This is a genomic window from Streptomyces sp. NPDC005263, assembly GCF_042872365.1.
Classification (GTDB): Bacteria; Actinomycetota; Actinomycetes; order Streptomycetales; family Streptomycetaceae; genus Streptomyces.
The window spans coordinates 1,376,939-1,398,061 of sequence record NZ_JBIAKJ010000002.1 but is presented as its reverse complement, the minus strand read 5'-3'; the positions used below and the strand labels follow the sequence as shown (position 1 = coordinate 1,398,061).

At 70.6% G+C, this 21,123-nt stretch carries 16 protein-coding genes; 9 read left to right on the top strand and 7 right to left on the bottom strand.

The annotated features are described in order from the left end of the window. Positions 1 to 164 precede the first annotated feature (164 nt). The 5 genes from ACFYRY_RS13505 to uvrC form a co-directional block, all read right to left on the bottom strand. The gene (locus ACFYRY_RS13505) at positions 165 to 3,113 is read right to left on the bottom strand and encodes a M14 family zinc carboxypeptidase (protein ID WP_389143616.1); all 2,949 of its coding nucleotides are present in this window, start codon (positions 3,111 to 3,113) and stop codon (positions 165 to 167) included. Between the two features lie 146 nt (positions 3,114 to 3,259). Beyond that, the gene (whiA, locus tag ACFYRY_RS13500) at positions 3,260 to 4,249 is read right to left on the bottom strand and encodes a DNA-binding protein WhiA (RefSeq protein ID WP_356777479.1); all 990 of its coding nucleotides are present in this window, start codon (positions 4,247 to 4,249) and stop codon (positions 3,260 to 3,262) included. Next, positions 4,240 to 5,307: a uridine diphosphate-N-acetylglucosamine-binding protein YvcK gene (gene yvcK / locus ACFYRY_RS13495; protein WP_389143613.1), complete on the bottom strand. Its 1,068-nt coding sequence runs from the start codon at positions 5,305 to 5,307 to the stop codon at positions 4,240 to 4,242. Before yvcK ends, whiA begins: the two co-directional genes overlap by 10 nt. Further along, positions 5,304 to 6,368, bottom strand: coding sequence for an RNase adapter RapZ (rapZ, locus tag ACFYRY_RS13490; protein WP_389143611.1), 1,065 nt, complete (start codon positions 6,366 to 6,368; stop codon positions 5,304 to 5,306). Before rapZ ends, yvcK begins: the two co-directional genes overlap by 4 nt. Beyond that, a complete protein-coding gene (gene uvrC, locus ACFYRY_RS13485; RefSeq protein ID WP_389143609.1) occupies positions 6,365 to 8,434 on the bottom strand; it encodes an excinuclease ABC subunit UvrC in 2,070 nt (689 codons plus the stop codon). The genes rapZ and uvrC overlap by 4 nt, the downstream gene beginning before the upstream one ends. Before the next feature lie 259 nt (positions 8,435 to 8,693). Here uvrC and ACFYRY_RS13480 point away from each other — a divergent pair, with 259 nt between their 5' ends. The 4 genes from ACFYRY_RS13480 (at position 8,694) to ACFYRY_RS13465 (ending at position 12,543) form a co-directional block, all read left to right on the top strand. Further along, positions 8,694 to 8,882 carry a hypothetical protein gene (locus tag ACFYRY_RS13480; protein ID WP_389143606.1) on the top strand — a complete coding sequence of 63 codons (189 nt, stop codon included), beginning with the start codon at positions 8,694 to 8,696 and terminating at the stop codon, positions 8,880 to 8,882. Positions 8,883 to 9,470: 588 nt separating this feature from the next. Continuing rightward, complete coding sequence (locus ACFYRY_RS13475; protein ID WP_389143604.1) at positions 9,471 to 10,427, top strand: hypothetical protein; 957 nt, start codon at positions 9,471 to 9,473, stop codon at positions 10,425 to 10,427. A 152-nt stretch (positions 10,428 to 10,579) separates the two neighbouring features. Next, positions 10,580 to 11,638, top strand: coding sequence for a LacI family DNA-binding transcriptional regulator (locus tag ACFYRY_RS13470; protein WP_389143601.1), 1,059 nt, complete (start codon positions 10,580 to 10,582; stop codon positions 11,636 to 11,638). Then, a complete protein-coding gene (locus tag ACFYRY_RS13465) occupies positions 11,635 to 12,543 on the top strand; it encodes a carbohydrate kinase (protein ID WP_389143598.1) in 909 nt (302 codons plus the stop codon). The genes ACFYRY_RS13470 and ACFYRY_RS13465 overlap by 4 nt, the downstream gene beginning before the upstream one ends. Positions 12,544 to 12,832: 289 nt before the next feature. On the opposite strand, the gene uvrA is transcribed toward ACFYRY_RS13465, so the two are convergent. After that, positions 12,833 to 15,868 (bottom strand): excinuclease ABC subunit UvrA, encoded by a 3,036-nt coding sequence (gene uvrA, locus ACFYRY_RS13460; RefSeq protein ID WP_389143596.1) that lies wholly within the window; start codon positions 15,866 to 15,868, stop codon positions 12,833 to 12,835. Positions 15,869 to 16,091: 223 nt separating this feature from the next. On the opposite strand from uvrA, the gene ACFYRY_RS13455 reads away from it, so the two are divergent. From ACFYRY_RS13455 to ACFYRY_RS13435, 5 genes are all read left to right on the top strand, one after another. Then, complete coding sequence (locus ACFYRY_RS13455) at positions 16,092 to 16,781, top strand: maleylpyruvate isomerase family mycothiol-dependent enzyme (RefSeq protein WP_389143593.1); 690 nt, start codon at positions 16,092 to 16,094, stop codon at positions 16,779 to 16,781. Between the two features lie 49 nt (positions 16,782 to 16,830). Beyond that, positions 16,831 to 17,487: an MBL fold metallo-hydrolase gene (locus ACFYRY_RS13450; protein WP_389143590.1), complete on the top strand. Its 657-nt coding sequence runs from the start codon at positions 16,831 to 16,833 to the stop codon at positions 17,485 to 17,487. Between the two features lie 398 nt (positions 17,488 to 17,885). Continuing rightward, on the top strand, positions 17,886 to 18,770 hold the full coding sequence (locus ACFYRY_RS13445; protein WP_389143587.1) for an ABC transporter substrate-binding protein: 885 nt from the start codon (positions 17,886 to 17,888) through the stop codon (positions 18,768 to 18,770). Then, positions 18,767 to 19,681, top strand: coding sequence for an amino acid ABC transporter permease (locus ACFYRY_RS13440; RefSeq protein ID WP_389143584.1), 915 nt, complete (start codon positions 18,767 to 18,769; stop codon positions 19,679 to 19,681). The genes ACFYRY_RS13445 and ACFYRY_RS13440 overlap by 4 nt, the downstream gene beginning before the upstream one ends. A gap of 20 nt (positions 19,682 to 19,701) precedes the next feature. After that, positions 19,702 to 20,430 carry an amino acid ABC transporter ATP-binding protein gene (locus ACFYRY_RS13435; RefSeq protein ID WP_389143784.1) on the top strand — a complete coding sequence of 243 codons (729 nt, stop codon included), beginning with the start codon at positions 19,702 to 19,704 and terminating at the stop codon, positions 20,428 to 20,430. 24 nt (positions 20,431 to 20,454) lie between these two features. Here ACFYRY_RS13435 and aroQ read toward each other — a convergent pair whose 3' ends face one another. Beyond that, positions 20,455 to 20,928, bottom strand: a complete 474-nt coding sequence (gene aroQ / locus ACFYRY_RS13430; RefSeq protein WP_389143580.1) for a type II 3-dehydroquinate dehydratase — start codon at positions 20,926 to 20,928, stop codon at positions 20,455 to 20,457. Between the last annotated feature and the right edge of the window lie 195 nt (positions 20,929 to 21,123).

Sequence of the window (21,123 nt, the reverse complement as noted above, 5' to 3'; positions counted from 1 at the left end):
CGACCGTGTACGACCCTACCTCCCTGAGCAAGCCGTGGTGACATCGAGATGCCCCATACACGGCGAGGCGGTCCGTACCCGCCAGTAGGGGTACGGACCGCCCCAGCCCGAAGGCCTGATCACCCGATTTCGCTACGCGATGTCACCGTCGGTTGACCAGGACGTCATCCTTCGAGCGCCGCGAGCGCCTTCTTCACCAGAGCCTTTCGATCGGCCGCCGAGGAGACGTGCTCCAGGCCGAAGCCGAGCAGCACGGTGTCGTTGGTGGTGATCGCTCCGTAGGTCTGGAAAAGAGCCCCGGTGCGCGCCCAGTCCTTGAGGACGGCCGGGCTGCCCGGAGGCGGTCCGGCGACCCTCCAGGCGCCCAGGGAGGTCTCGAAGCCCTCGGTCTGCGTGGCACTGCCCCCGACGACCAGCGAGGCGTTGTCCGCGAGCACGCCGTGGCCGCCGCTGCCCGGGTCGGTGACATAGCTGATCGAGATCTCGACGGACTTGCCGGCGTACGCGCTCAGGTCGAAGGTGACCTGCTGCCAGCCGTCGGACGCGCCGGTGAGGGCGTTCCACGCGCCGGTGGTGCCGGTCGCGCTGCAGCCGCCGTTCGCCACCGTCAGGTAGTGCTTCAGCTGCGGGTGCTCGTTCACGTAGTACGCCGCCGAGCAGTCCTCCGGCACGGTGGGGCTGGTGGCGCCGCCCGTCTCGGGGAGCGTGGTCCAGTCGTCGGCCCCGGTGGTGTGGGCCTCGACGATCACGTTGTCGTAGCCGGGCTCGGTGTCCCACAGCAGCTGGGAACGCAGAGCGGGCTTGTCGGCCGCGGTCACGCCCGTGAGGTCCACGGTGCGGGTGAGCCGCTTGTAGGAGTCGTCGGTGTGGACGGCGGCCGCCATGTACGAGCCCGCGTAGGGCCCGTAGGGGTTGATGGTCCCGGCGAACGTGCCGGCGCCCGCGGAGGCGAACTGCGGGTACCTGTCGGCGGGCAGTTCGTCGGACGTCACGCTGTAGGTGCCGGCCCGGTCCAGCGGGTTTCCGGCCGCCGGGCCGAGCGCCCCGGAGAAGCCGCTGAGCTTGCCGGAGCCGGTGAAGCCGGTGGCCCCGGGGGTCGACGTACGCGAGTAGGCGCCCAGGTAGTACTGGCTGAAGTCGTCCGACGGGGTGCCGTCGGCGAGGGAGACGCTGCCGCCGGCCTGTTCGCCGGCCTCGACCAGTTTGCCGCCCTCGTTGAGGAAGGCCCGCAGTTCGAGCTGGGTGGCGATGCCGGGGGTGTTCGCGCCCGTGTAGTGGACGACGGTGTCGAAGTGGTTCAGCACGCCGAGCGCGTCGGGCGCGCCCTGACGGGCGACGTCCCAGACGAGCGCCTTGCGGCCGGCGCCCTTCAGCGCGTCGACGTAGGTCTGCGCCTGAGTGGCGGCCGCTCCCTCCTCGGCGACGACGAGGACGTCCGCGCGGGGCCGTTCGGCGATGGTGTAGGTGAAGTGATCGCTGGAGACCTTCTTGCCGCTCTTCGTCTCGCCGGTGAACCACACCTCGACCTTGTCGCCCGGTTCGCCGTCCTGGACCTTGGCCCGGTACTCGTCGAAGTAGAGGTTGTCCTCGCCGCCGTACCTCTCGCCGCCCTTCCAGGGGCGCAGCGTCTGGTCGTAGGTACGGCCGTGGACGCGGTACTTGAGTTCCTTGTCGCGCACGGCCTTGCGGACGACGACGGAGACCTCCTGGTCGGCGCCGCGCGAGTACGACGTCGTGAACGGCGCCGGGGTGAAGTCCGCGGCGCTGCGGCCGACCGAGGACTTCGGCTGGTCGGGGCGGGCGGCGGACTCGGCGACGGAGAGCGCGAACGGGATGTTCTTGGCGAACTCCTGCTGGATCAGCTTCTCGTCGTCGGGGAAGTTGAAGACCGACTGGCAGTCGGCCGCGTTCCAGGCGTCGTCGGGGTCGATGTTCGACGCGGTCTCACAGGTGGACATCTCGGGGGTGAACATGCCCATGCCGTTGACGTTCGCCGCGTGGCCGTCCGCCTCGCCGTTGGTGGTGTACAGCTCTGAGGAGACCTGCGGGTGGTAGCCCGGGATCGCGGATTTGTCGGGGGTGCCGGCGAGCGCCTTGTAGGCGACGTCGTCCGGGGTGTCGGTGGCCACCTGCCAGCCGACCCCGTAGAGGAGGAGTTCGGCGGCGGAGTGGTAGTTGACGCCGTACGCGAACCCGACGCGCTTCTCGAAGGCGTCCAGGGCCTTGGTCTCGGGCTCGGAGTTCGGGCCCGCGCCGCGGTAGGTCTGGCTGGTGGGATTGGGCGAGGACCCCTCGTCGTCGTAGCCCCACTTGTAGGCGAAGTTGCGGTTGAGGTCGACGCCGTCGCTGGTGCCGATGGTGCCGTCGCCGTTGTTGTCGCGCAGGTTCTTGCGCCACAGGCGGTTGTCGGAGTTCTTGAAGGTGTAGTCGTAGCCGTCGGGGTTGGCCGACAGCACGAACCACAGCTCGGTCGAATCGACGAGCTTCTTGATGCGTTTGTCCGTCTTGTAGTTGTCCAGGTAATGGTGCATCAGCCGGCGGGTCATCTCCGGCGTGATCCACTCGCGCGCGTGCTGGTTGGACATGTAGAGGACGGCGGGCTTGGAGCCGTCCGCGGACTTCTTGGCGCCCTTGGTCAGCTTGAGGGCGAGGATGTCCTGGCCGCCCACCGTCCTGCCGATGGAGACGACCTTGGTGAGGCCCGGGTTCTCCTGGCCGGTCCTGAGGATCTCCTCCTTCAGGCCGCCGCTGCCGCTGTACGGGCGGAACACTCCCTCGGCGGCCGCCTCGACACGGTTCTCGGCCTTGGCGGACAGCCTGTGTTCGGTGAGGTCAACCCCTTGGTCCTCGAGCCTGTCGGCCTGCTGGTCGGTGAGGTACACCTCGACGGTGGCCTCGCCCTTCGCGGGCACCTGCTCACCGAGTTCGTGGCCGTCCTGACCGGCCGCCAGCAGCAGGGGCACCTGTTGCCGGGTGATCTCGGCTTGGAAGACCTTGACCTCGTCCGGACCGGGAGAACCGGGGTTGTCCGCGGCCTGCGCGAGGGGTGCGATCCCCGCACCGCCCAGCAGAAGCGCGCCAACAGCGAGGATCGGTCTCGCTCTTCGTCTCATGAACCCCCCTAGCGTGGGTTCGCCACAGCAGCGAACTGATGCCAGGCTCATGACAGTCCATGATCGAGTCAAGGGTGCCTCTACGACACGCGAACGCCGGTGCCGATCACCCAAGTGGGCGCCGGCACCGGCGTGTTGACTCGGGGTCAGCCTACGAGGTTGTCGGCCAGCTCCTCGCTGAGGTTGGCCTCCGTGCCCGCGATGCCGAGGTCCGAGGCCCGCTTGTCGGCCATCGCCAGCAGGCGGCGGATACGGCCGGCCACGGCGTCCTTGGTCAGCGGCGGGTCGGCCAGCGCGCCCAATTCCTCCAGCGAGGCCTGCTTGTGGTCCATGCGCAGCCGGCCGGCGGCCGCGAGGTGCTCGGGCACGTCGTCGGCGAGGATCTCCAGCGCGCGCTGCACCCGGGCACCGGCGGCGACGGCCGCGCGGGCCGAGCGGCGCAGGTTGGCGTCGTCGAAGTTGGCGAGACGGTTCGCCGTGGCGCGCACCTCGCGGCGCATCCGGCGCTCCTCCCAGGCCAGCACCGACTCATGGGCACCGAGGCGGGTGAGCAGGGCGCCGATCGCGTCGCCGTCCCGGACCACCACACGGTCCACGCCGCGCACCTCGCGGGCCTTGGCGGCGATCGACAGCCGGCGGGCGGCGCCGACCAGGGCGAGCGCGGCCTCCGGTCCCGGGCACGTGACCTCCAGGGAGGAGGAGCGGCCCGGCTCGGTGAGCGAGCCGTGCGCCAGGAAGGCACCCCGCCAGGCCGCCTCCGCGTCACAGGTGGCCCCGGACACCACCTGCGGGGGCAGGCCCCGGATCGGACGGCCCCGGCCGTCGACCAGGCCGGTCTGCCGGGCCAGCTGATCACCGCCGGCGACAACCCGAACGACGTAACGCGAGCCCCGGCGCAGTCCGCCGGGCGCCATCACGATCAGCTCGGAGCTGTGGCCGAAGATCTCCAGGATGTCCCGCTTGAGGCGTCGGGCCGCCATCGCGGTGTCCAGCTCCGCCTCGATCACGATGCGCCCGCTCACCAGGTGGAGGCCGCCGGCGAACCGCAGAATGGCGGAGACCTCCGCCTTCCTGCAGCAGGTCCGGGTGACGGGGAGCCGGGAGATCTCATCCTTCACCGCTGCCGTCATCGCCATGGGCCGATCCTTCCATGCATCCGAAAAATACGGTCGTACGCGGCGGCCAGGAGCTCCGGGTCGTGCCTCGGAGTTCCGTCCGGCCGGGCCACCGGGGCCAGCTCGACCGCGGCACCGAACCGCTCGGCGGCCTCGGTGAGCACATCGCGGTCGGGCACGGTGGCCTCGTCGGCCAGCACCACGTCCAGGGCGAGTTTAGGGGCGTGTCGGCCCAAAACCTCCAAATGACGCTGCGGGGAGAAGCCGTCGGTTTCTCCCGGTTGCGGGGCGAGGTTCAGGGAGAGCACCCGGCGCGCCTTCGTCTGCGTGAGCGCGTCGAGGAGCTCGGGCACGAGCAGGTGCGGGATGACCGAGGAGAACCAGGAGCCCGGGCCGAGCACCACCCAGTCCGCGTCGAGGACGGCGGCCACCGCCTCCGGCACCGCGGGCGGGTCGTTCGGCACCAGATGCACGGACTGCACCTCGCCGGGCGTGAGGGCGACGGTCGCCTGCCCCCGCACGGTGTCGATGTCCTCGGGCCGGTCCGGGTCGTGCCCCTTGACCAGGGCCTGGAGCTCCAGGGGCACGGCGGACATGGGCAGCACGCGCCCGTGTGCGCCCAGCAGCTTGCCGACCAGGTCGAGTGCCTGGACATGGTCGCCGAGCTGCTCCCACAGGGCGACGATCAGCAGGTTGCCGACCGCGTGTTCGTGCAGGTCGCCCTGGGACTGGAAGCGGTGCTGGATGACGCGGGCCCAGGTCTGGCCCCAGTCGTCGTCGCCGCACAGCGCGGCCAGCGCCTTGCGCAGGTCGCCGGGCGGGAGCACGCCCAGCTCGTCGCGCAGGCGCCCGCTGGAGCCGCCGTCGTCGGCCACGGTGACCACGGCGGTGAGGTCGCCGGTGATCCGGCGCAGTGCGGCGAGCGAGGCGGACAGGCCCATGCCGCCGCCCAGGGCGACCACCTTGGGCTGAGCGCCGCGGCGGCGCGGCTTGGCGCCCCGGGCCTCGACGGGCTTGCTCGCGCGCCCCTCGGGGACGGCTCGGCGCAGTCGGCTCAGCCGCGGACTACGTTCCGTCATTCCCGTCCCATGTCCCGGTGCACGACCACCGTCTCCACACCCTCGGCCACGAGCCGCGCGGCGAGCTTCTCCGACGTGGCGACCGAGCGGTGCTTGCCGCCCGTGCAGCCGATGGCGATCGTCACGTACCGCTTGCCCTCGCGGCGGTAACCGGCCGCGATGAGCCTCAGAAGCTCGGCGTACCGGTCGAGGAACTCCTTCGCGCCGGGCTGGTTGAAGACGTACGCGGAGACCTCCTCGTTGAGGCCGGTGAAGGGGCGCAGCTCCGGGACCCAGTGCGGGTTGGGCAGGAAGCGCATGTCCGCGACCAGGTCGGCGTCGACCGGGAGGCCGTACTTGAAGCCGAAGGACATGACGGTGGCCCGCAGCTCGGGCTCCTCCTCCCCGGCGAACTGGGCGTCCATCTTGGCGCGCAGTTCGTGCACGTTGAGGCTGGAGGTGTCGATCACCAGGTCGGCGTCGCCGCGCAGCTCGCGCAGCAGCTCGCGCTCGGCGGCGATGCCGTCGACGATCCGGCCGTCGCCCTGGAGGGGGTGCGGACGGCGCACCGACTCGAAGCGGCGTACCAGGGCGTCGTCGGAGGACTCCAGGAAGACGATCCGCCGGGTGACCTGCCTGCCGTCCAGGTCGGCGAGGGACTCGCGGAGGTTGTCGAAGAAGCGCCGTCCGCGGACGTCGACGACGACCGCGATCCGCGCCACGTTGCCCTGCGAGCGGGCGCCGAGCTCCACCATGGTGGGGATCAGCGCGGGCGGCAGGTTGTCGACGACGAACCAGCCGAGGTCCTCCAGACACTTGGCCGCGGTCGAGCGGCCGGCCCCGGACATGCCGGAGATGATCACCAGCTCGGGGTTGGCCGCATCGGGGACCCCGGGTGTTTCGATGGCCGTACTCACGTGTGCTCCGTCTTCGTGGCGCTCTTCGTCCTGCGCGTCCTGCTGAACTTCCTGCTGAACGTTCTGCGGGGCGTCCTGCGTGGTGTCCCGCTGTGCGGGATCCTCGCCCGTCTCCCTGTGCGTGTGATCTCGTCGTGCTGTGGCCTGCTCTTCGTGCTCCGTCATGTCTCCTGCCCCCGTCGTTCGTCCGGGGCGCCCGCGGGCACGGGCTCCCCAGGGGCATCCGCCGCCGTCTCGGGTGCCCCGTCCTCGTCGTCTTCCATGATCTCGCCGGTCGCCGTGTTGACGGCGGGTGCGGCCGGGGCCGCCCGGACGAAGGCCGCGGCGATGCTCTCGGCCGTTTTTCGGCCTATGCCGGGTACCTCGCAGATCTGGTCGATGGTCGCGGACCGCAACCTCTTCACCGAGCCGAAATGCTTGATCAGTGCCTGCTTGCGAGTCTCGCCGAGGCCCGGTACGTCGTCCAGGGGGCTCGACCTGAAGCGCTTGGCGCGCTTGGTGCGCTGATAGGTGATCGCGAAGCGGTGGGCCTCGTCGCGGACCCGTTGCAGCAGATAGAGGCCCTCGCTGGTGCGGGGCAGCACCACCGGGTCGCCCTCGTCGGGCACCCAGACCTCCTCCAGGCGCTTGGCGAGGCCGCAGACCGCGATGTCGTCGATGCCGAGTTCGTCGAGAGCCCTCTTGGCGGCTGCGACCTGGGGCTGTCCGCCGTCGACGACGACCAGCTGGGGCGGGTAGGCGAAGCGCTTGGGGCGGCCGTCCTCCTCGGTGAGGCCGTTGCCCGGGCCGTCGGCGTCCGGGTTCTCGTCGTCGGCCCACTCCCCCGTCCGCTCCTTCTCGGCGAGGTAGCGCCGGAAGCGGCGGGTGATCACCTCGTGCATGGAGCGGACGTCGTCCTGGCCCTCGAAGCCCTTGATCTGGAAACGGCGGTACTCGCTCTTGCGCTGGAGGCCGTCCTCGAAGACGACCATGGAGGCCACCACGTCGTCGCCCTGAAGGTGCGAGATGTCGTAGCACTCGATCCTCAGCGGGGCGCTGTCCAGGTCGAGGGCCTCGGCGATCTCCTCGAGGGCACGCGAGCGCGTGGTCAGGTCGGAGGCGCGCTTGGTCTTGTGCAGGCCGAGTGCCTGGAGGGCGTTGCGCTGCACGGTCTCCATCAGGGCCTTCTTGTCACCGCGCTGCGGGATGCGCAGGGACACACCGGAGCCGCGGCGCTCGGTGAGCCATTCCTGGACGGGCTCCACCGGGTCGGGCAGGGCCGGGACGAGGACCTCCTTGGGGACCGCGTCGCCCTTCTCCTCGCCGTACAGCTGCTGGAGAGCGTGTTCGACGAGGGCCCCGGTGGTGACCTCCTCGACCTTGTCGGTGACCCAGCCGCGCTGACCGCGCACCCGTCCGCCGCGTACGTGGAAGATCTGCACGGCCGCTTCCAGCTCGTCCTCGGCGACCGCGATCAGGTCCGCGTCGGTCGCGTCGGCGAGCACGACCGCGCTCTTCTCCATGGCCTTCTTCAGGGCCTCGATGTCGTCGCGCAGACGGCCCGCCCGCTCGTACTCCAGGTCCTCGGCCGCCTCCGTCATCTGCTTCTCCAGGCGGCGCAGGTACGTGCCCGTGCGGCCGGCCATGAAGTCGCAGAACTCCTCGGCGAGTTCCCGGTGTTCCTCGGCGGAGACGCGTTCCACACAGGGCGCGGAGCACTTTCCGATGTAGCCGAGCAGGCAGGGGCGGCCGGTGCGGGCGGCGTTCTTGAAGACGCCGGCCGAGCAGGTGCGGACGGGGAAGACCCGCAGCAGGAGGTCGACCGTGTCGCGGATCGCCCAGGCGTGTCCGTACGGCCCGAAGTAGCGCACGCCCTTCTTCTTGTGACCCCGCATCACCTGCACCCGCGGGAACTCCTCGTTCATCGTCACCGCGAGGTACGGGTAGCTCTTGTCGTCGCGGTACTTGACGTTGAACCGGGGGTCGTACTCCTTGATCCAGGAGTACTCCAGCTGCAGCGCCTCGACTTCCGTGGACACCACCGTCCACTCCACGGACGCGGCCGTGGTGACCATGGTGCGGGTGCGGGGGTGCAGGCCCGCCAGGTCCTGGAAGTAGTTCGCCAGGCGCTGGCGCAGGCTTTTCGCCTTTCCGACGTAGATCACCCGGCGGTGCTCGTCACGGAACCTGTACACCCCGGGAGAGTCCGGGATCTGTCCCGGCTTGGGGCGGTAGCTGGAGGGGTCGGCCATGTCTCACACCCTACTGGCGAGGACCGACAGCGCGGCGGTCCTGTGGACAACGCCGGGCCCGTCCCACCGGGACGACGAGGGCCGGATCAGCCAGGATGCGGTGGCCGTCCTTCTCCGCGGTGCCCTCGGTGGCCCACCGGCAGCGGGGCTCGCACCTGAGGACTCGAGACCGGGCGCGAGGGAGGGTCGAGTCCGGGCGGATACAAAGGGTCCGGCCGCTCCGGACGGGGCGGCGGTCACCGGTCGAAGGGCTCGGGACATGCGGCGGACACGGATCGAGAAGCGAAGGCGACCGGCTCGTACCGGCCGCACCACGGACGACCGGACCACGGACGACCGGGCCACGGACGGCAGGGGCTCGCTGCGCGATCTGCTCGACCCGCGCGACCCCGACATCGTGCGCGCCAAGCGCGCGTCGCGGGATCAAGGCGGTGCGCCCCGCCCGTAAAGGGCAGTGGACTCCGCCCGTGAGGCGGGGCCCCGCCCCAGAGCCGGACGGATACCCCTCCGTCCGACCCCCGGCCGCCCGGAGCGTACGCCACGTCACCGAGCCCAGGCTCCCCCTCCTGGACGCTCCCCCGCGTACGCCCCGGGCGGTCGTATGTCCGCTCCGGACCCGGCGCACCGGCGGCCCTCCGGTCAGCGTCGCGCCCCTGCCCGATGCCCGACGGAGCTGCTGACGTCGGGTCTGCCGCCGACGCCCCGGCCCGCCCGGCCCGCCCCGCCCCTGCCGATGACGCGCCGGCACCTCGTCGCCGACAGCCGAGCGCGCGGGGTACCGCACACCTCGGCGCCGGCCGCGCGGGCGATCAGGGAAGCGCCGGCCCTCGACATGTGAGCGCGAACTCGGCCAGGAGTTCCCCGCTGTTGGACATCAGGTGTTGTCGGGACCAGGTCAACACGCTTCAATGCGGGGGAAGTCGGGGCCCTGAACGACGGCGTACGGATGTGCAGACCCCGACGCCGGCGCGGTGGCCCCGGCACCTCCCACGAACGGTCTGACCAGCCGTTGCACCCCTCACAGAAAGGCCCCTGCATGCCGCACGCCACACAGCACGGGGACGTCGTCACCATCGCCACCGCGGAACTGGACTCGGCCCTGCGCGGCGGCCCCTTCCACGTAGCGCTGCGCGCCGCGATCGCCGCCCGCGGGCTGCCGCTGCAGCGCGTGCAGCACCATCTGTCACGTCACGGGGTCAAGGTCGGTGTCACCAGCCTGAGTTACTGGCAGCAGGGCGCCCGGCGCCCACAGCGCCCGGAGTCGCTGCGGGCGGTACGCGCGCTGGAGGAGATCCTCCAGTTGCCGGAGGAGTCGCTGATCCGGCTGCTCGCCCGCGCCGAGGAGGACTCGGGGGCGCAGCGGCCCGCGGCCCGCTCCTACCGAGCCCTGGTGGCGGCGTCGGACGTGCTGGAACGGTTGCTGGCCGAACTGGGCTCGCCGCTCGACGGCGGACTGCACACGCTCGGACACCACGAACGGGTACGGATCGGTGCGCGCCGCGAGCTGGCCGGGCGCGAGTCCCACCACATCGTGCGCGCCCACCGGGACGGCGTCGACCGTTTCATGGCCGTCCACCAGGGCGACCCGGGGTGCGCGCCGGAGCAGACGACCGTCCGGGCCCTGGAGAACTGCCGTACCGGACGCGTCCGTTCACACCACGACACCGGTGTGCTGGTGGCGGAGCTGCTCTTCGACACCCGGCTGCGGGCCGGCGACACGTACCTCTTCCGCTACGGCGTCGAGGACGGCACGGCGGGCGTGTCGCGCGAGTACGTCCGCGGGTTCGGGACCGCGGGCGGCCAGTACGCGCTCCAGGTGCGCTTCGACGAGAACGCCCTGCCGGTGCGCTGCCACCGGTTCACCCAGCACTCGGCGGCGGCGCCCCGCAGCGGCCGCCAGGAACTCGCCCTCACCGGGCGGCACCGTTCGGTACACCTGGTCGAGCCGCGGGTGCGGTCGGGGATCGTGGGGATCGCCTGGGACTGGGAGTGAGCGTCTCCCTCCCGCGGAAGGATCCGGCGTAAACGCTTGCGCAAGCGTTTACGTCAGCCGGGGAATGGGATACGTTCCGGACCGGAAGCCCTTAGGCCTGCACGCCCGCAGGCCCGCAGGCCCGCGCGATCCGACAGAAGGGAGGGGCGCCCATGCCGACCATGGCCGACGTCGCACGCAGCGCCGGCGTGTCCGTGGCGACCGTCTCGCATGTGCTCAACGAGACCCGGCCGGTGCTGCCCGGTACCCGCCAGGCCGTGCTGGACGCCATCGACGAGCTCGGCTACACGCCCAACACGCTCGCCCGCTCCCTGGTGACCTCCCGTACCCGGTCCATCGGGCTCGCGGTGTCCGCGATCAGCAATCCGTACTTCGCGGACATCCTCCAGGGCGTCGAGGCCGGTGCCCTGGAGCACGGTTACAGCCTGTTTCTCGCCGATCCGCACGACGATCCCGTACACGAGCGCAAGGTCGTCCAGCTCCTGCATGAGCGGCGGGTGGACGGCATGATCGTCGCGCCCTCCGCGGATCCCCGGGAACTCGTCTCCTACCTGGATCGTCGCGACGTACCGACCGTGTTCCTGGACCGAGTCGTCGACTCCCCCGGGGACGGCACCCCGCGCTTCGACCAGGTCTGCGCCGACAGCGCCGCACCGACCGCCGATCTGGTCGCCCACCTGGCCGGGCTCGGTCATCGGCGGATCGCCCTGGTCGCGGGACGGCCCGGACTGAGCACGACCCGTGAGCGGATCCACGGATACCGGTCGGGGCTCGCCGCCGCCGGGTTCGACTACGACGAACGTCTGGTGGTGCACGGCGACTCCGAGTCGGCCGGAGGCCAACGGGCCACCGAGACGCTGCTGTCCCTCGCCGTGCCGCCCACCGCACTCGTCACCGCCAACAACGTGATGACGCTGGGTGCCCTGCGGGCCCTGGGCGAACGGGGCCTGTCCGTACCCGAGGACATGGCGCTGTGCTGCTTCGACGACTTCGACTGGGCCGATCTCTTCACTCCCCGGCTCACCGCGGTCGCCCAACCCGGCAAGGAGATCGGCGCCCAAGCGGTCCGGTTGCTCCTCGAACGCCTCGCCGAACCGGACCGGCCCGCCCGGACCGTTCGGCTGACCTGCACCTTCGTGCACCGCACCTCGTGCGGCTGCCCCGGCGAGCCGGAGCGGTCCGCGCAGCCCGAGAAAGGATTCGTTCCGTGATCGTCGTCGCCGGTGAGGCCCTGATCGACCTGGTACCGCAAGGCACGGGTGCCCTCGCGGGCCTTCAGCCGGCGCTCGGCGGGGGCCCCTACAACACGGCCGTGGCCCTGGGCCGCCTCGGCTCCCGCACCGCCTTCTGCTCCCGCGTCTCGCGCGACGCCTTCGGTGAGGCCCTGGTGGACCGGCTGCGGCGTGAAGGGGTGGACGTTTCCGCGGTGCAACGCGGCGCCGAGCCGACCACCCTCGCCGTCGCCACGATCGACGCGCACGGTTCGGCCGCTTACTCCTTCTACGTCGACGGCACCGCCGACCGGCTGTTCACGGCTCCCGCGGAACTGCCCGAGCGGACGCGGGCGGTGTCGTTCGGTACCTGCTCGCTGGTCCTGGAGCCCGGGGCGAGCGCCTACGAGGAGCTGCTGCGGACCGCGGCCGCGCAGGGCGTGTTCACCGCGCTGGACCCGAACATCCGGGCCGGGCTGATCCCCGACGCGGACGCGTATCGGGCTCGGTTCAAAAGCTGGCTGCCGTCGGTGTCGCTGCTCAAGCTCTCCGAGGAGGACGCGCTGTGGCTGGGCGGCACTCCTCAGGAGTGGCTGGCCGCCGGGCCCTCGGCCGTCGTGATCACCCAGGGCGGGGACGGGCTGACCGTCTTCACCCGGGACGGTTCGGTGCACTCCGTGCCGGGCGAGAAGGTCGACGTCGTGGACACGATCGGCGCGGGCGACACCGTCAACGCGGCTCTGCTGCACGGTCTTTCCGCACGGGACGCGCTCTCTTCGGAGGCTTTGACCGGCCTCGGCGCCGACGGCTGGACGCGGCTCCTGCGGTTCGCGGCCCGCGCGGCATCGATCACCTGCTCCCGCGCGGGTGCGGAGCCGCCGTACGCCCACGAGCTGGACGGCTGACAGGGGCGTCCGGCGCAGCGACAGCCGGACCGTCCAGCGTGGCCGGACGGTCCGTGCGCTCTGGTCTCGACCGCGTGTCCCAAGCCCGTGAAGGCCCGGGGCGCGCGGTCCGACGTCGCGCGGTCCGGGTCGCCCCGTCAGCTCGCCCGGTCCGCGTCGCCCGTTCGTCCGGCTCACGCCTTGCGGGCCGGGCGGGCGCCAAGAGCCTGCGGCCCCGAGCCCAGGCCGTGCGGGCCCGGGCCCAGGCGCAGGCGGTGCATGCCCCGGCCCAGGCCGCGTATACCTCGGCTCAGGCCTTGCGGGCCCGGGTCGTCTTCGCCGCCGGTGTTGCCTTCTTCGTGGCCGCGGCTGCCTTCTTCGTGGCCGTGTTGTTGGCGGTTCCCGTCTTGGCCGTCGCTGTCTTCTTCGCCGTCGACCTGGCCGCGACCGTCTTCTTGGCCGCCGTACGGCGCGGAGCCGGCACCGATGCCCCGTCGCTGATCCGGTCGGCGCCGAGGATCTCCCGCAGGAACTTGCCCGTGTGGCTGGCCGGGATTCCGGCGACCTGCTCCGGCGTGCCCTCGGCGACGACCAGACCGCCGCCGGCGCCGCCCTCGGGGCCCATGTCGACGACCCAGTCGGCGGTCTTGATCACATCGAGGTTGTGCTCGATGACGATGACCGTGTTGCCCTTGTCGACCAGGCCGGACAGAACCGTCAGCAGCTTGCTGATGTCCTCGAAGTGCAGACCCGTGGTCGGCTCGTCCAGGACGTAGACCGTGCGGCCGGTGGAGCGCTTCTGCAGCTCGCTGGCGAGCTTGACGCGCTGCGCCTCACCACCGGACAGGGTGGTCGCCGCCTGGCCGAGACGGACGTAGCCGAGACCGACGTCCTTGAGCGTGTTGAGGTGGCGGGCGATCGAGGGCACCGCCTCGAAGAACGCCGTCGCCTCCTCGATGGGCATGTTCAGGACTTCGGCGATGGACTTGCCCTTGTAGTGGACCTCCAGGGTCTCCCGGTTGTACCGGGCACCGTGGCAGACCTCGCACGGGACGTACACGTCCGGGAGGAAGTTCATCTCGATCTTGATGGTGCCGTCGCCCGCGCAGTTCTCGCAGCGGCCGCCCTTGACGTTGAAGGAGAAGCGGCCGGGCATGTAACCGCGGACCTTCGCCTCGGTCGTCTCGGCGAACAGCTTGCGGACGTGGTCGAAGACACCGGTGTACGTCGCCGGGTTGGACCGAGGGGTGCGGCCGATGGGCGACTGGTCGACGTGGACGACCTTGTCGACGAGGTCGTCGCCGTCCACCCGTGTGTGCCGCCCCGGGACGCTCCTGGCTCCGTTGAGTTCGCGGGCCAGGTGGGTGTACAGGATGTCGTTGACCAGCGTCGACTTGCCGGAGCCCGACACGCCCGTGACCGCGGTGAAGACGCCCAGCGGGAAGGACACGTCGATGTCCTGGAGGTTGTTCTCCCGGGCCCCGTGCACGGTGAGCTGCCGGGACGGGTCGAGGGGGCGCCGGATGTCGGGCAGCGGGATGGACTTCTTGCCGGACAGGTACTGCCCGGTCTGCGACTCCGCGTTGTCCAGCAGCCCCTTCAGGGAGCCGCTGTGCACGACCTTGCCGCCGTGCTCGCCGGCGCCGGGGCCGATGTCGACGACCCAGTCCGCGACCTTGATGGTGTCCTCGTCGTGCTCGACGACGATGAGCGTGTTGCCCATGTCGCGCAGCCGGACCAGGGTCTCGATGAGCCGGTGGTTGTCGCGCTGGTGCAGACCGATGGACGGCTCGTCGAGGACGTACAGGACGCCGACCAGGCCGGAGCCGATCTGGGTGGCCAGGCGGATGCGCTGGGCCTCGCCGCCGGAGAGGGTGCCGGCCGCGCGGTTGAGCGAGAGGTAGTCCAGGCCGACGTCGACCAGGAACCTCAGTCGCTCGTTGACCTCCTTCAGGACGCGCTCGGCGATCTTCTTGTCGCGGGCGTTCAGTTTCAGCTCGCCCAGGAAGTCCGCGCAGTCGCTGATGGACATCGCGGAGACCTCCGCGATCGACTTCTCCATGACCGTGACGGCGAGGACGATCGGCTTGAGGCGCGTGCCCTCACAGGTCGGGCAGGGCACCTCGCGCATGTAGCCCTCGAAGCGCTCACGGCTCGCGTCGCTCTCGGCCTCGCTGTGCCGGCGCTTGACGAAGGGGACGGCACCTTCGAAGGGCGTGGTGTAGACCCGCTCGCGCCCGTAGCGGTTGCGGTAGCGGACCTCGATCTGGGTCTTGTGACCGTGCAGCAGGGCCTTCTTGGCGCGCTGCGGCAGGCCCGCGAAGGGGATGTCCGTGCGGAAGCCCAGCGCGTCCGCGAGAGCGCCGATCAGCCGGCCGAAGTAGTCCTTGGTGTGGCCGTGCGACCAGGGGTGGATGGCGCCCTCGTCGAGCGACTTGTCCTCGTCCGGGACGATCAGCTCGGGGTCGACCTCCATGCGGGTGCCGATGCCGGTGCAGTCGGGGCAGGCACCGAAGGGCGAGTTGAAGGAGAAGGAACGGGGCTCCAGCTCCTCGAAGGACAGGTCGTCGTACGCGCAGTAGAGGTGCTCCGAGAACATGCGCTCGCGCTCGGGGTCGTCCTCCGGAAGGTCGACGAAGTCGAGCACGACCATGCCGCCGGACAGACCGAGAGCCGTCTCCACGGAGTCGGTGAGGCGGCGCTTGGCGGAGTCCTTCACCGTGAGGCGGTCGATGACCACCTCGATGGTGTGCTTCTCCTGCTTCTTCAGGGTGGGCGGGTTGGAGAGCTGGACGGTCTCGCCGTCCACCCGCGCGCGGCTGTACCCCTTGGTCTGGAGGTCCGCGAAGAGATCGACGAACTCACCCTTGCGCTCCCGCACCAGCGGGGACAGCACCTGGAAGCGGCTCCCCTCCGGCAGCTCCAGGACCCGGTCGACGATGGCCTGCGGCGACTGGCGCGAGATCGGGCGGCCGCACTCGGGACAGTGCGGCTTGCCGATACGGGCGAAGAGCAGCCGCAGGTAGTCGTAGACCTCGGTGATGGTGCCGACCGTCGAGCGCGGGTTGCGCGAGGTCGACTTCTGGTCAATGGAAACCGCGGGCGACAGGCCCTCGATGAAGTCGACGTCGGGCTTGTCCATCTGGCCGAGGAACTGCCGGGCGTACGAGGAGAGCGACTCCACGTAGCGCCGCTGGCCCTCGGCGAAGATGGTGTCGAAGGCCAGGGAGGACTTGCCCGACCCGGACAGGCCCGTGAAGACGATGAGCGAGTCGCGAGGCAGGTCGAGCGAGACGTTCTTCAGGTTGTGCTCGCGCGCGCCACGGACGATGAGACGGTCGGCCACGCCGGTCCGCACCTTTCTTGAGAGAAGTGACAGGGGCGGGGCCCCCGTGCTTTCTCAGACTAGGGGGAGCCACTGACAACGCCGGTCGGATTCCTGGTTGCATAACAATCCCCGGACATCCAGCATGCCCGACGCCGCACCCGACCCTATAGCACGCACATTCGATTTCCGGCTCTCGTTCACCACCTTCACCCAAAGGGGTGGCGGAGCTACTGTCAGGGCCATGATTGATCACGCTCATGACCTGGCGTCTGTACGTGACGCGACGCATCGGCTGCTCACCGCAGTCGCCGAACTGGACAACGCGCTGGTGTCCGAGCCGTCACGGCTGCCCGGCTGGAGCCGCGGCCACGTCCTGGCCCACCTCGCCCGCAACGCGGACGCTCTCGTGAACGTCCTGGAGGGGCGCCCGATGTACGCGTCCGCGGACGCCAGGGACGCCGACATCGAGCGGGACGCCGCACGTCCGCTCGACGTGCACCTCACCGACCTGCGGGACAGCGCCGCCCGCTTCCAGGAGACGGGGGCCGCTCCCGCGGACTGGTCGCGCACGGTCGAGCTCCGCAACGGGGTCACCGACTCGGCCTCCCGGGTGCCGTTCCGGCGCTGGATCGAGGTGGAGCTGCACCATGTGGACCTCGGCGTCGGGTACGAGCTGGAGGACCTCCCCGAGGAGTTCGTGGAGCGGGAGACGGGCTTCCTCGCGGAGCGGTTCGCGGGGCATCCCGAGGTGCCGCCGACCCACCTGACGGACGGCACGCGCGCGTGGAGCACCGGCCGCCGGGACACCACCTCGCCCGAGATCACCGTCACGGGGCCCGCGCCCGACCTGCTCGGCTGGCTCTGCGGGCGGCGCGGCGGCCACGGACTGACCGTGGCAGGCGGCTCGCTTCCGGCGCTCCCCCCGCTGTAGCACTCGAGCGGGCTCCGGGCCGCCGCCGCACCGCTATAGGCTGACCGCCATGACGTACAGCGGACAGGTGACGGTCGGCGGCCCGGCGGACGTACACGAACTCAAGGACCTGATGATCACCAAGATCGCGGTGGGTCCGATGAACAACAACGCCTATCTGCTGCGCTGCCGAACCACCGACGAGCAACTGCTGATCGACGCGGCCAACGACGCGGACACGCTGCTCGGCATGATCGGAGACGACGGCATCGCGTCCGTGGTCACCACGCACCAGCACGGCGACCACTGGCAGGCGCTCGCCGACGTCGTCGCGGCCACGCGCGCGCGTACCTTCGCCGGCCGCGAGGACGCCGACGGCATCCCGGTGCCGACCGACGTCCTCGTCGACGACGGCGACATCGTCCGCGTGGGGCGCGTGGAGCTCACCGCGCGCCACCTGGTCGGCCACACACCCGGGTCGATCGCCCTGGTGTACGACGACCCGCACGGGCATCCCCATGTGTTCACCGGGGACTGTCTCTTCCCCGGCGGTGTGGGCAACACCCGTAAGGATCCGAAGGCGTTCGCCAGTCTGATCCATGACGTCGAGACGAAGATCTTCGACGCCCTCCCGGACGAGACCTGGGTCTATCCGGGACACGGCAACGACACCTCCCTGGGTGCCGAGCGGCCGCATCTGCCGGAGTGGCACGCGCGCGGGTGGTGAGCATGAAGGTGCTGGGCAATGTGCTGCGTATGAAGTGCTCCATGTGAAGGTGGCGTCTTGTGAAGGTGCCGCGTACGGGGTGGTGAACCCGTCGCACGAGCGCCGGACGGGACGGCAAGGCACCCCGCGCACGCGCCCCGTGTGAAACGTTCACACGCGCCGGTGCCACGCGCGCGCTCCCGGCGCACTTGGTTGCGCAGTCAACTGGAAGCAGCCCCGCGCAGGGGGACGGCTCCCGCGCGGTACGGGCCGCCGGTCTTTCGATCCCCGCCCTCGACCGGCGGCCCCGGCGCTTGTTTCAGCAACGCGTTCACATGAATGCAACACCCGTTCCCACTATGCGGGCATTTCCTGCCGTGACCTCGACAAACGGGATGGTCGACTGCCAATCTCCGGCCATGCACCTTGCCTCGCGCGCGCTGCGCCGCGCCGTCGCCGCCGCGACCACAGCCCTGCTCGCCACCGCCGTCGGCTGTGCTCCGCAGCCCGAGGAGAAGGCCACCGACGCGCCTTCCGGGGCGAACGGGGCCACCTGCGCCAAGGGCCGACTGGCCACCAAGACGTCCGGCAAGCTGACCGTCGCCACCGACGAGCCCGCGTACGAGCCCTGGTTCAAGGACGACAAGCCGGCCGGCGGCGAGGGCTTCGAGTCGGCGGTCGCGTTCGCCGTGGCGAAACAGCTGGGCTACGACAAGGATGCCGTGGTCTGGCAGAGCGTCCCCTTCAACAAGGCCTTCGCGCCCGGTGAGAAGACGTTCGACTTCGACATCAACCAGGTGTCGATCAGCGACGAGCGCAAGAAGGCCGTCGACTTCTCGTCCGGCTACTACGACGTCCGCCAGGCCGTCATCGCGCTCAAGGGCACCAAGGCCGCGAAGGCGACGAGCATCGCGGACCTGAAGGGCCTCAAGCTGGGCGCCCAGGTCGGCACCACCAGCCTCGACTACATCGACGACGTGGTGAAGCCGAACCAGGACGCGGCGGTGTACGCCAAGAACGACCAGGCCAAGTCCGCACTGAAGAACGGCCAGGTCGACGCCATCGTCACCGACCTGCCCACCGCGTTCTACATCACCGCCGCGGAGGTGACGGACGCGAAGATCGTGGGCCAGTTCGAGAACCAGGGCGGCACGCCGGAGCAGTTCGGGCTCGTGCTCGACAAGGGCAGCGCGCTCACCTCGTGCGTGACGGACGCCGTGGACACCCTGCGCGAGAACGGCACGCTGGCGAAGCTGGAACAGCGGTGGCTGTCCGACGCCGTCGACGCCCCGGTGCTCAAGTGACGGTCACGAAGGAGGAGTCCGGCCAGGAGGGCGCGGACGGCAGGGACGGCGCGACCGGCGGCGACGGGTACGCCCCGTCGCAGCGGCGGATCGAACGCGAGGCCTACAAGCGCGCCCGGTCCCGCCGCGCCACGGCCGTCGCCGCGCTCTCGACCCTGGCGACCGGTGCCGTCCTCTATCTGGTCGTCGTCAACGCGCCCGGCTGGTCGCGCACCAAGGAGACGTTCTTCGACGGACGGTACGCGCGCGAGGCGCTGCCCAAGATCCTCGACGGGCTGTGGCTCAACGTCCGGCTGCTGCTGATCTGTGGCGTCGCGGTACTGGTCCTCGGGATGCTCATCGCCATCGCCCGCACCCTGCGCGGCCCGGTGTTCTTCCCGCTGCGGGTGCTGGCCGCCGCCTACACCGACTTCTTCCGCGGTCTGCCGCTCATCATCAACCTGATGATCGTGGTCCTCGGCGTCCCCGCGCTGCGTCTGCAGGGCGTGACCGTCGATCCGGTACTGCTGGGCGGCACCGCCCTCACGCTGACGTACTCGGCGTACGTGGCCGAGGTGTTCCGCGCCGGCATCGAGTCCGTCCACCCCTCGCAGCGCGCGGCGGCCCGCTCGCTCGGCCTGTCCAACCGGCAGGCACTGCGCTACGTCGTGCTGCCGCAGGCGGTGCGCCGTCAGGTGCCGCCCCTGCTGAACGACCTGGTGTCCCTCCAGAAGGACACCGGGCTGGTGTCGATCGGCGGCGCGGTCGACGCCGTTCGGGCCGCGGACATCATCGTGGGCCGCAGCCTCAACTACACGCCGTACATCGTCGCGGGCCTGGTCTTCGTGGCGCTGACGATCCCGATGACCCGGTTCACGGACTGGGTGACGGCGCGGATGGACCGTCGCCGGGCCCAGGGAGGAACGCTGTGAGCGACACACCCGTGCTGCGCATGCAGTCCGTCCGCAAGACCTTCGGCGACACGGTCGTGCTGCGGGACGTCGACCTGGAGGTGGCCGCGCACACGGTGACCGCGCTGATCGGCGCCTCCGGCTCCGGCAAGTCCACGCTGCTGCGGTGCGCGAACCTTCTGGAGGAGATCGACGACGGCGCGATCTTTCTGGACGAGGAGGAGATCACCGACCCGCGTGCCGACCAGGACGCGGTGCGCCGCCGTATCGGCGTGGTCTTCCAGGCGTACAACCTCTTCCCGCACATGACGGTCCTGGAGAACATCACGCTGGCGCCGCGCCGCGTGCACGGTGTGTCCCGCACCGAGGCCGAGGCCCGCGCGCGTGAGCTGCTGGATCGGCTCGGGCTGGGCGGCAAGGCCGGTGAGTATCCGGACCGGTTGAGCGGGGGTCAGCAGCAGCGGGCGGCGATCGTGCGTGCCCTGGCCGTACGTCCCCGGCTGCTGCTGCTCGACGAGATCACCGCCGCGCTCGACCCGGAGCTGGTGGGCGAGGTCCTGGCCGTCGTCCGTGACCTGAAGGACGACGGCATGACCATGGTGCTCGCCACCCATGAGATGGGCTTCGCCCGCGACGTCGCCGACCAGGTCTGCTTTCTGGACTCGGGGGTGGTGCTGGAACGAGGCAGCGCCGAGCAGATTTTCAGCGATCCGCAGCAGGAGCGTACCCAGCGCTTCCTGCGGCGGATCGTCGAAGCGGGCAGGCTGTGAGGGGCCCGCTGCGTACGTAGGCGTCTACGCGTCGGTCTGACCCGCCCTCACCAGCGCCGCGACCCGCTCGACGCCGAACACGTACCCCTGCACCCCGCATCCGGCGATGACACCGTCGGCACGCAGCGAGACGTACGAGTGGTGCCGGAACGACTCACGCTGATGGATGTTGGAGATGTGGACCTCCAACACCGGTAGTCCGTCACAGGTGTTGAGGGCGTCCAGAATCGCGACCGATGTGTGCGAGTAGGCCGCCGGGTTGATCACGATCCCGCAGTGGTTGAGCCGTGCCTCGTGGATCCAGTCGACCAACTCCCCCTCATGGTTGGACTGCCGGAAGTCCACCGTGCCGCCGTGCACGGCCGCCGCCTCGGCGCACCGGGCCTCGACGTCGGCGAGCGTGTCGGAGCCGTAGATCTCCGGCTGGCGCTGACCGAGCAGGTTCAGGTTGGGGCCGTTGAGGATCATGATCGGGGCGTTGGCCAGGGTGCGGGGCACGGTTCCTCCGGTCCGTCGGGGCGGGGCGGTCCGTCGAGGACCGCTGCTCGGACACGGTCTATCACGGTGCGCGTGGGAGCCCTGTCCGTGCCCTCGCCGGAGGACCGCACCGGCGCATCACCCTCACCTCCTCACACATGTCGCGCCTCCACGCGCCCCCGTAACCCGCGATCACTGTGGGTAGTTGACTCGGCA

What these genes read in the sequence shown, in the direction of transcription:
- ACFYRY_RS13505 (WP_389143616.1), bottom strand. Translation starts at nt 3,113, where the DNA reads ATGAGACGAAGAGCGAGACCGATCCTCGCTGTTGGCGCGCTTCTGCTG.
- whiA (WP_356777479.1), bottom strand. Translation starts at nt 4,249, where the DNA reads ATGGCGATGACGGCAGCGGTGAAGGATGAGATCTCCCGGCTCCCCGTC.
- yvcK (WP_389143613.1), bottom strand. Translation starts at nt 5,307, where the DNA reads ATGACGGAACGTAGTCCGCGGCTGAGCCGACTGCGCCGAGCCGTCCCC.
- rapZ (WP_389143611.1), bottom strand. Translation starts at nt 6,368, where the DNA reads ATGACGGAGCACGAAGAGCAGGCCACAGCACGACGAGATCACACGCAC.
- uvrC (WP_389143609.1), bottom strand. Translation starts at nt 8,434, where the DNA reads ATGGCCGACCCCTCCAGCTACCGCCCCAAGCCGGGACAGATCCCGGAC.
- ACFYRY_RS13480 (WP_389143606.1), top strand. Translation starts at nt 8,694, where the DNA reads ATGCGGCGGACACGGATCGAGAAGCGAAGGCGACCGGCTCGTACCGGC.
- ACFYRY_RS13475 (WP_389143604.1), top strand. Translation starts at nt 9,471, where the DNA reads ATGCCGCACGCCACACAGCACGGGGACGTCGTCACCATCGCCACCGCG.
- ACFYRY_RS13470 (WP_389143601.1), top strand. Translation starts at nt 10,580, where the DNA reads ATGCCGACCATGGCCGACGTCGCACGCAGCGCCGGCGTGTCCGTGGCG.
- ACFYRY_RS13455 (WP_389143593.1), top strand. Translation starts at nt 16,092, where the DNA reads ATGATTGATCACGCTCATGACCTGGCGTCTGTACGTGACGCGACGCAT.
- ACFYRY_RS13450 (WP_389143590.1), top strand. Translation starts at nt 16,831, where the DNA reads ATGACGTACAGCGGACAGGTGACGGTCGGCGGCCCGGCGGACGTACAC.
- ACFYRY_RS13445 (WP_389143587.1), top strand. Translation starts at nt 17,886, where the DNA reads ATGCACCTTGCCTCGCGCGCGCTGCGCCGCGCCGTCGCCGCCGCGACC.
- ACFYRY_RS13435 (WP_389143784.1), top strand. Translation starts at nt 19,702, where the DNA reads ATGCAGTCCGTCCGCAAGACCTTCGGCGACACGGTCGTGCTGCGGGAC.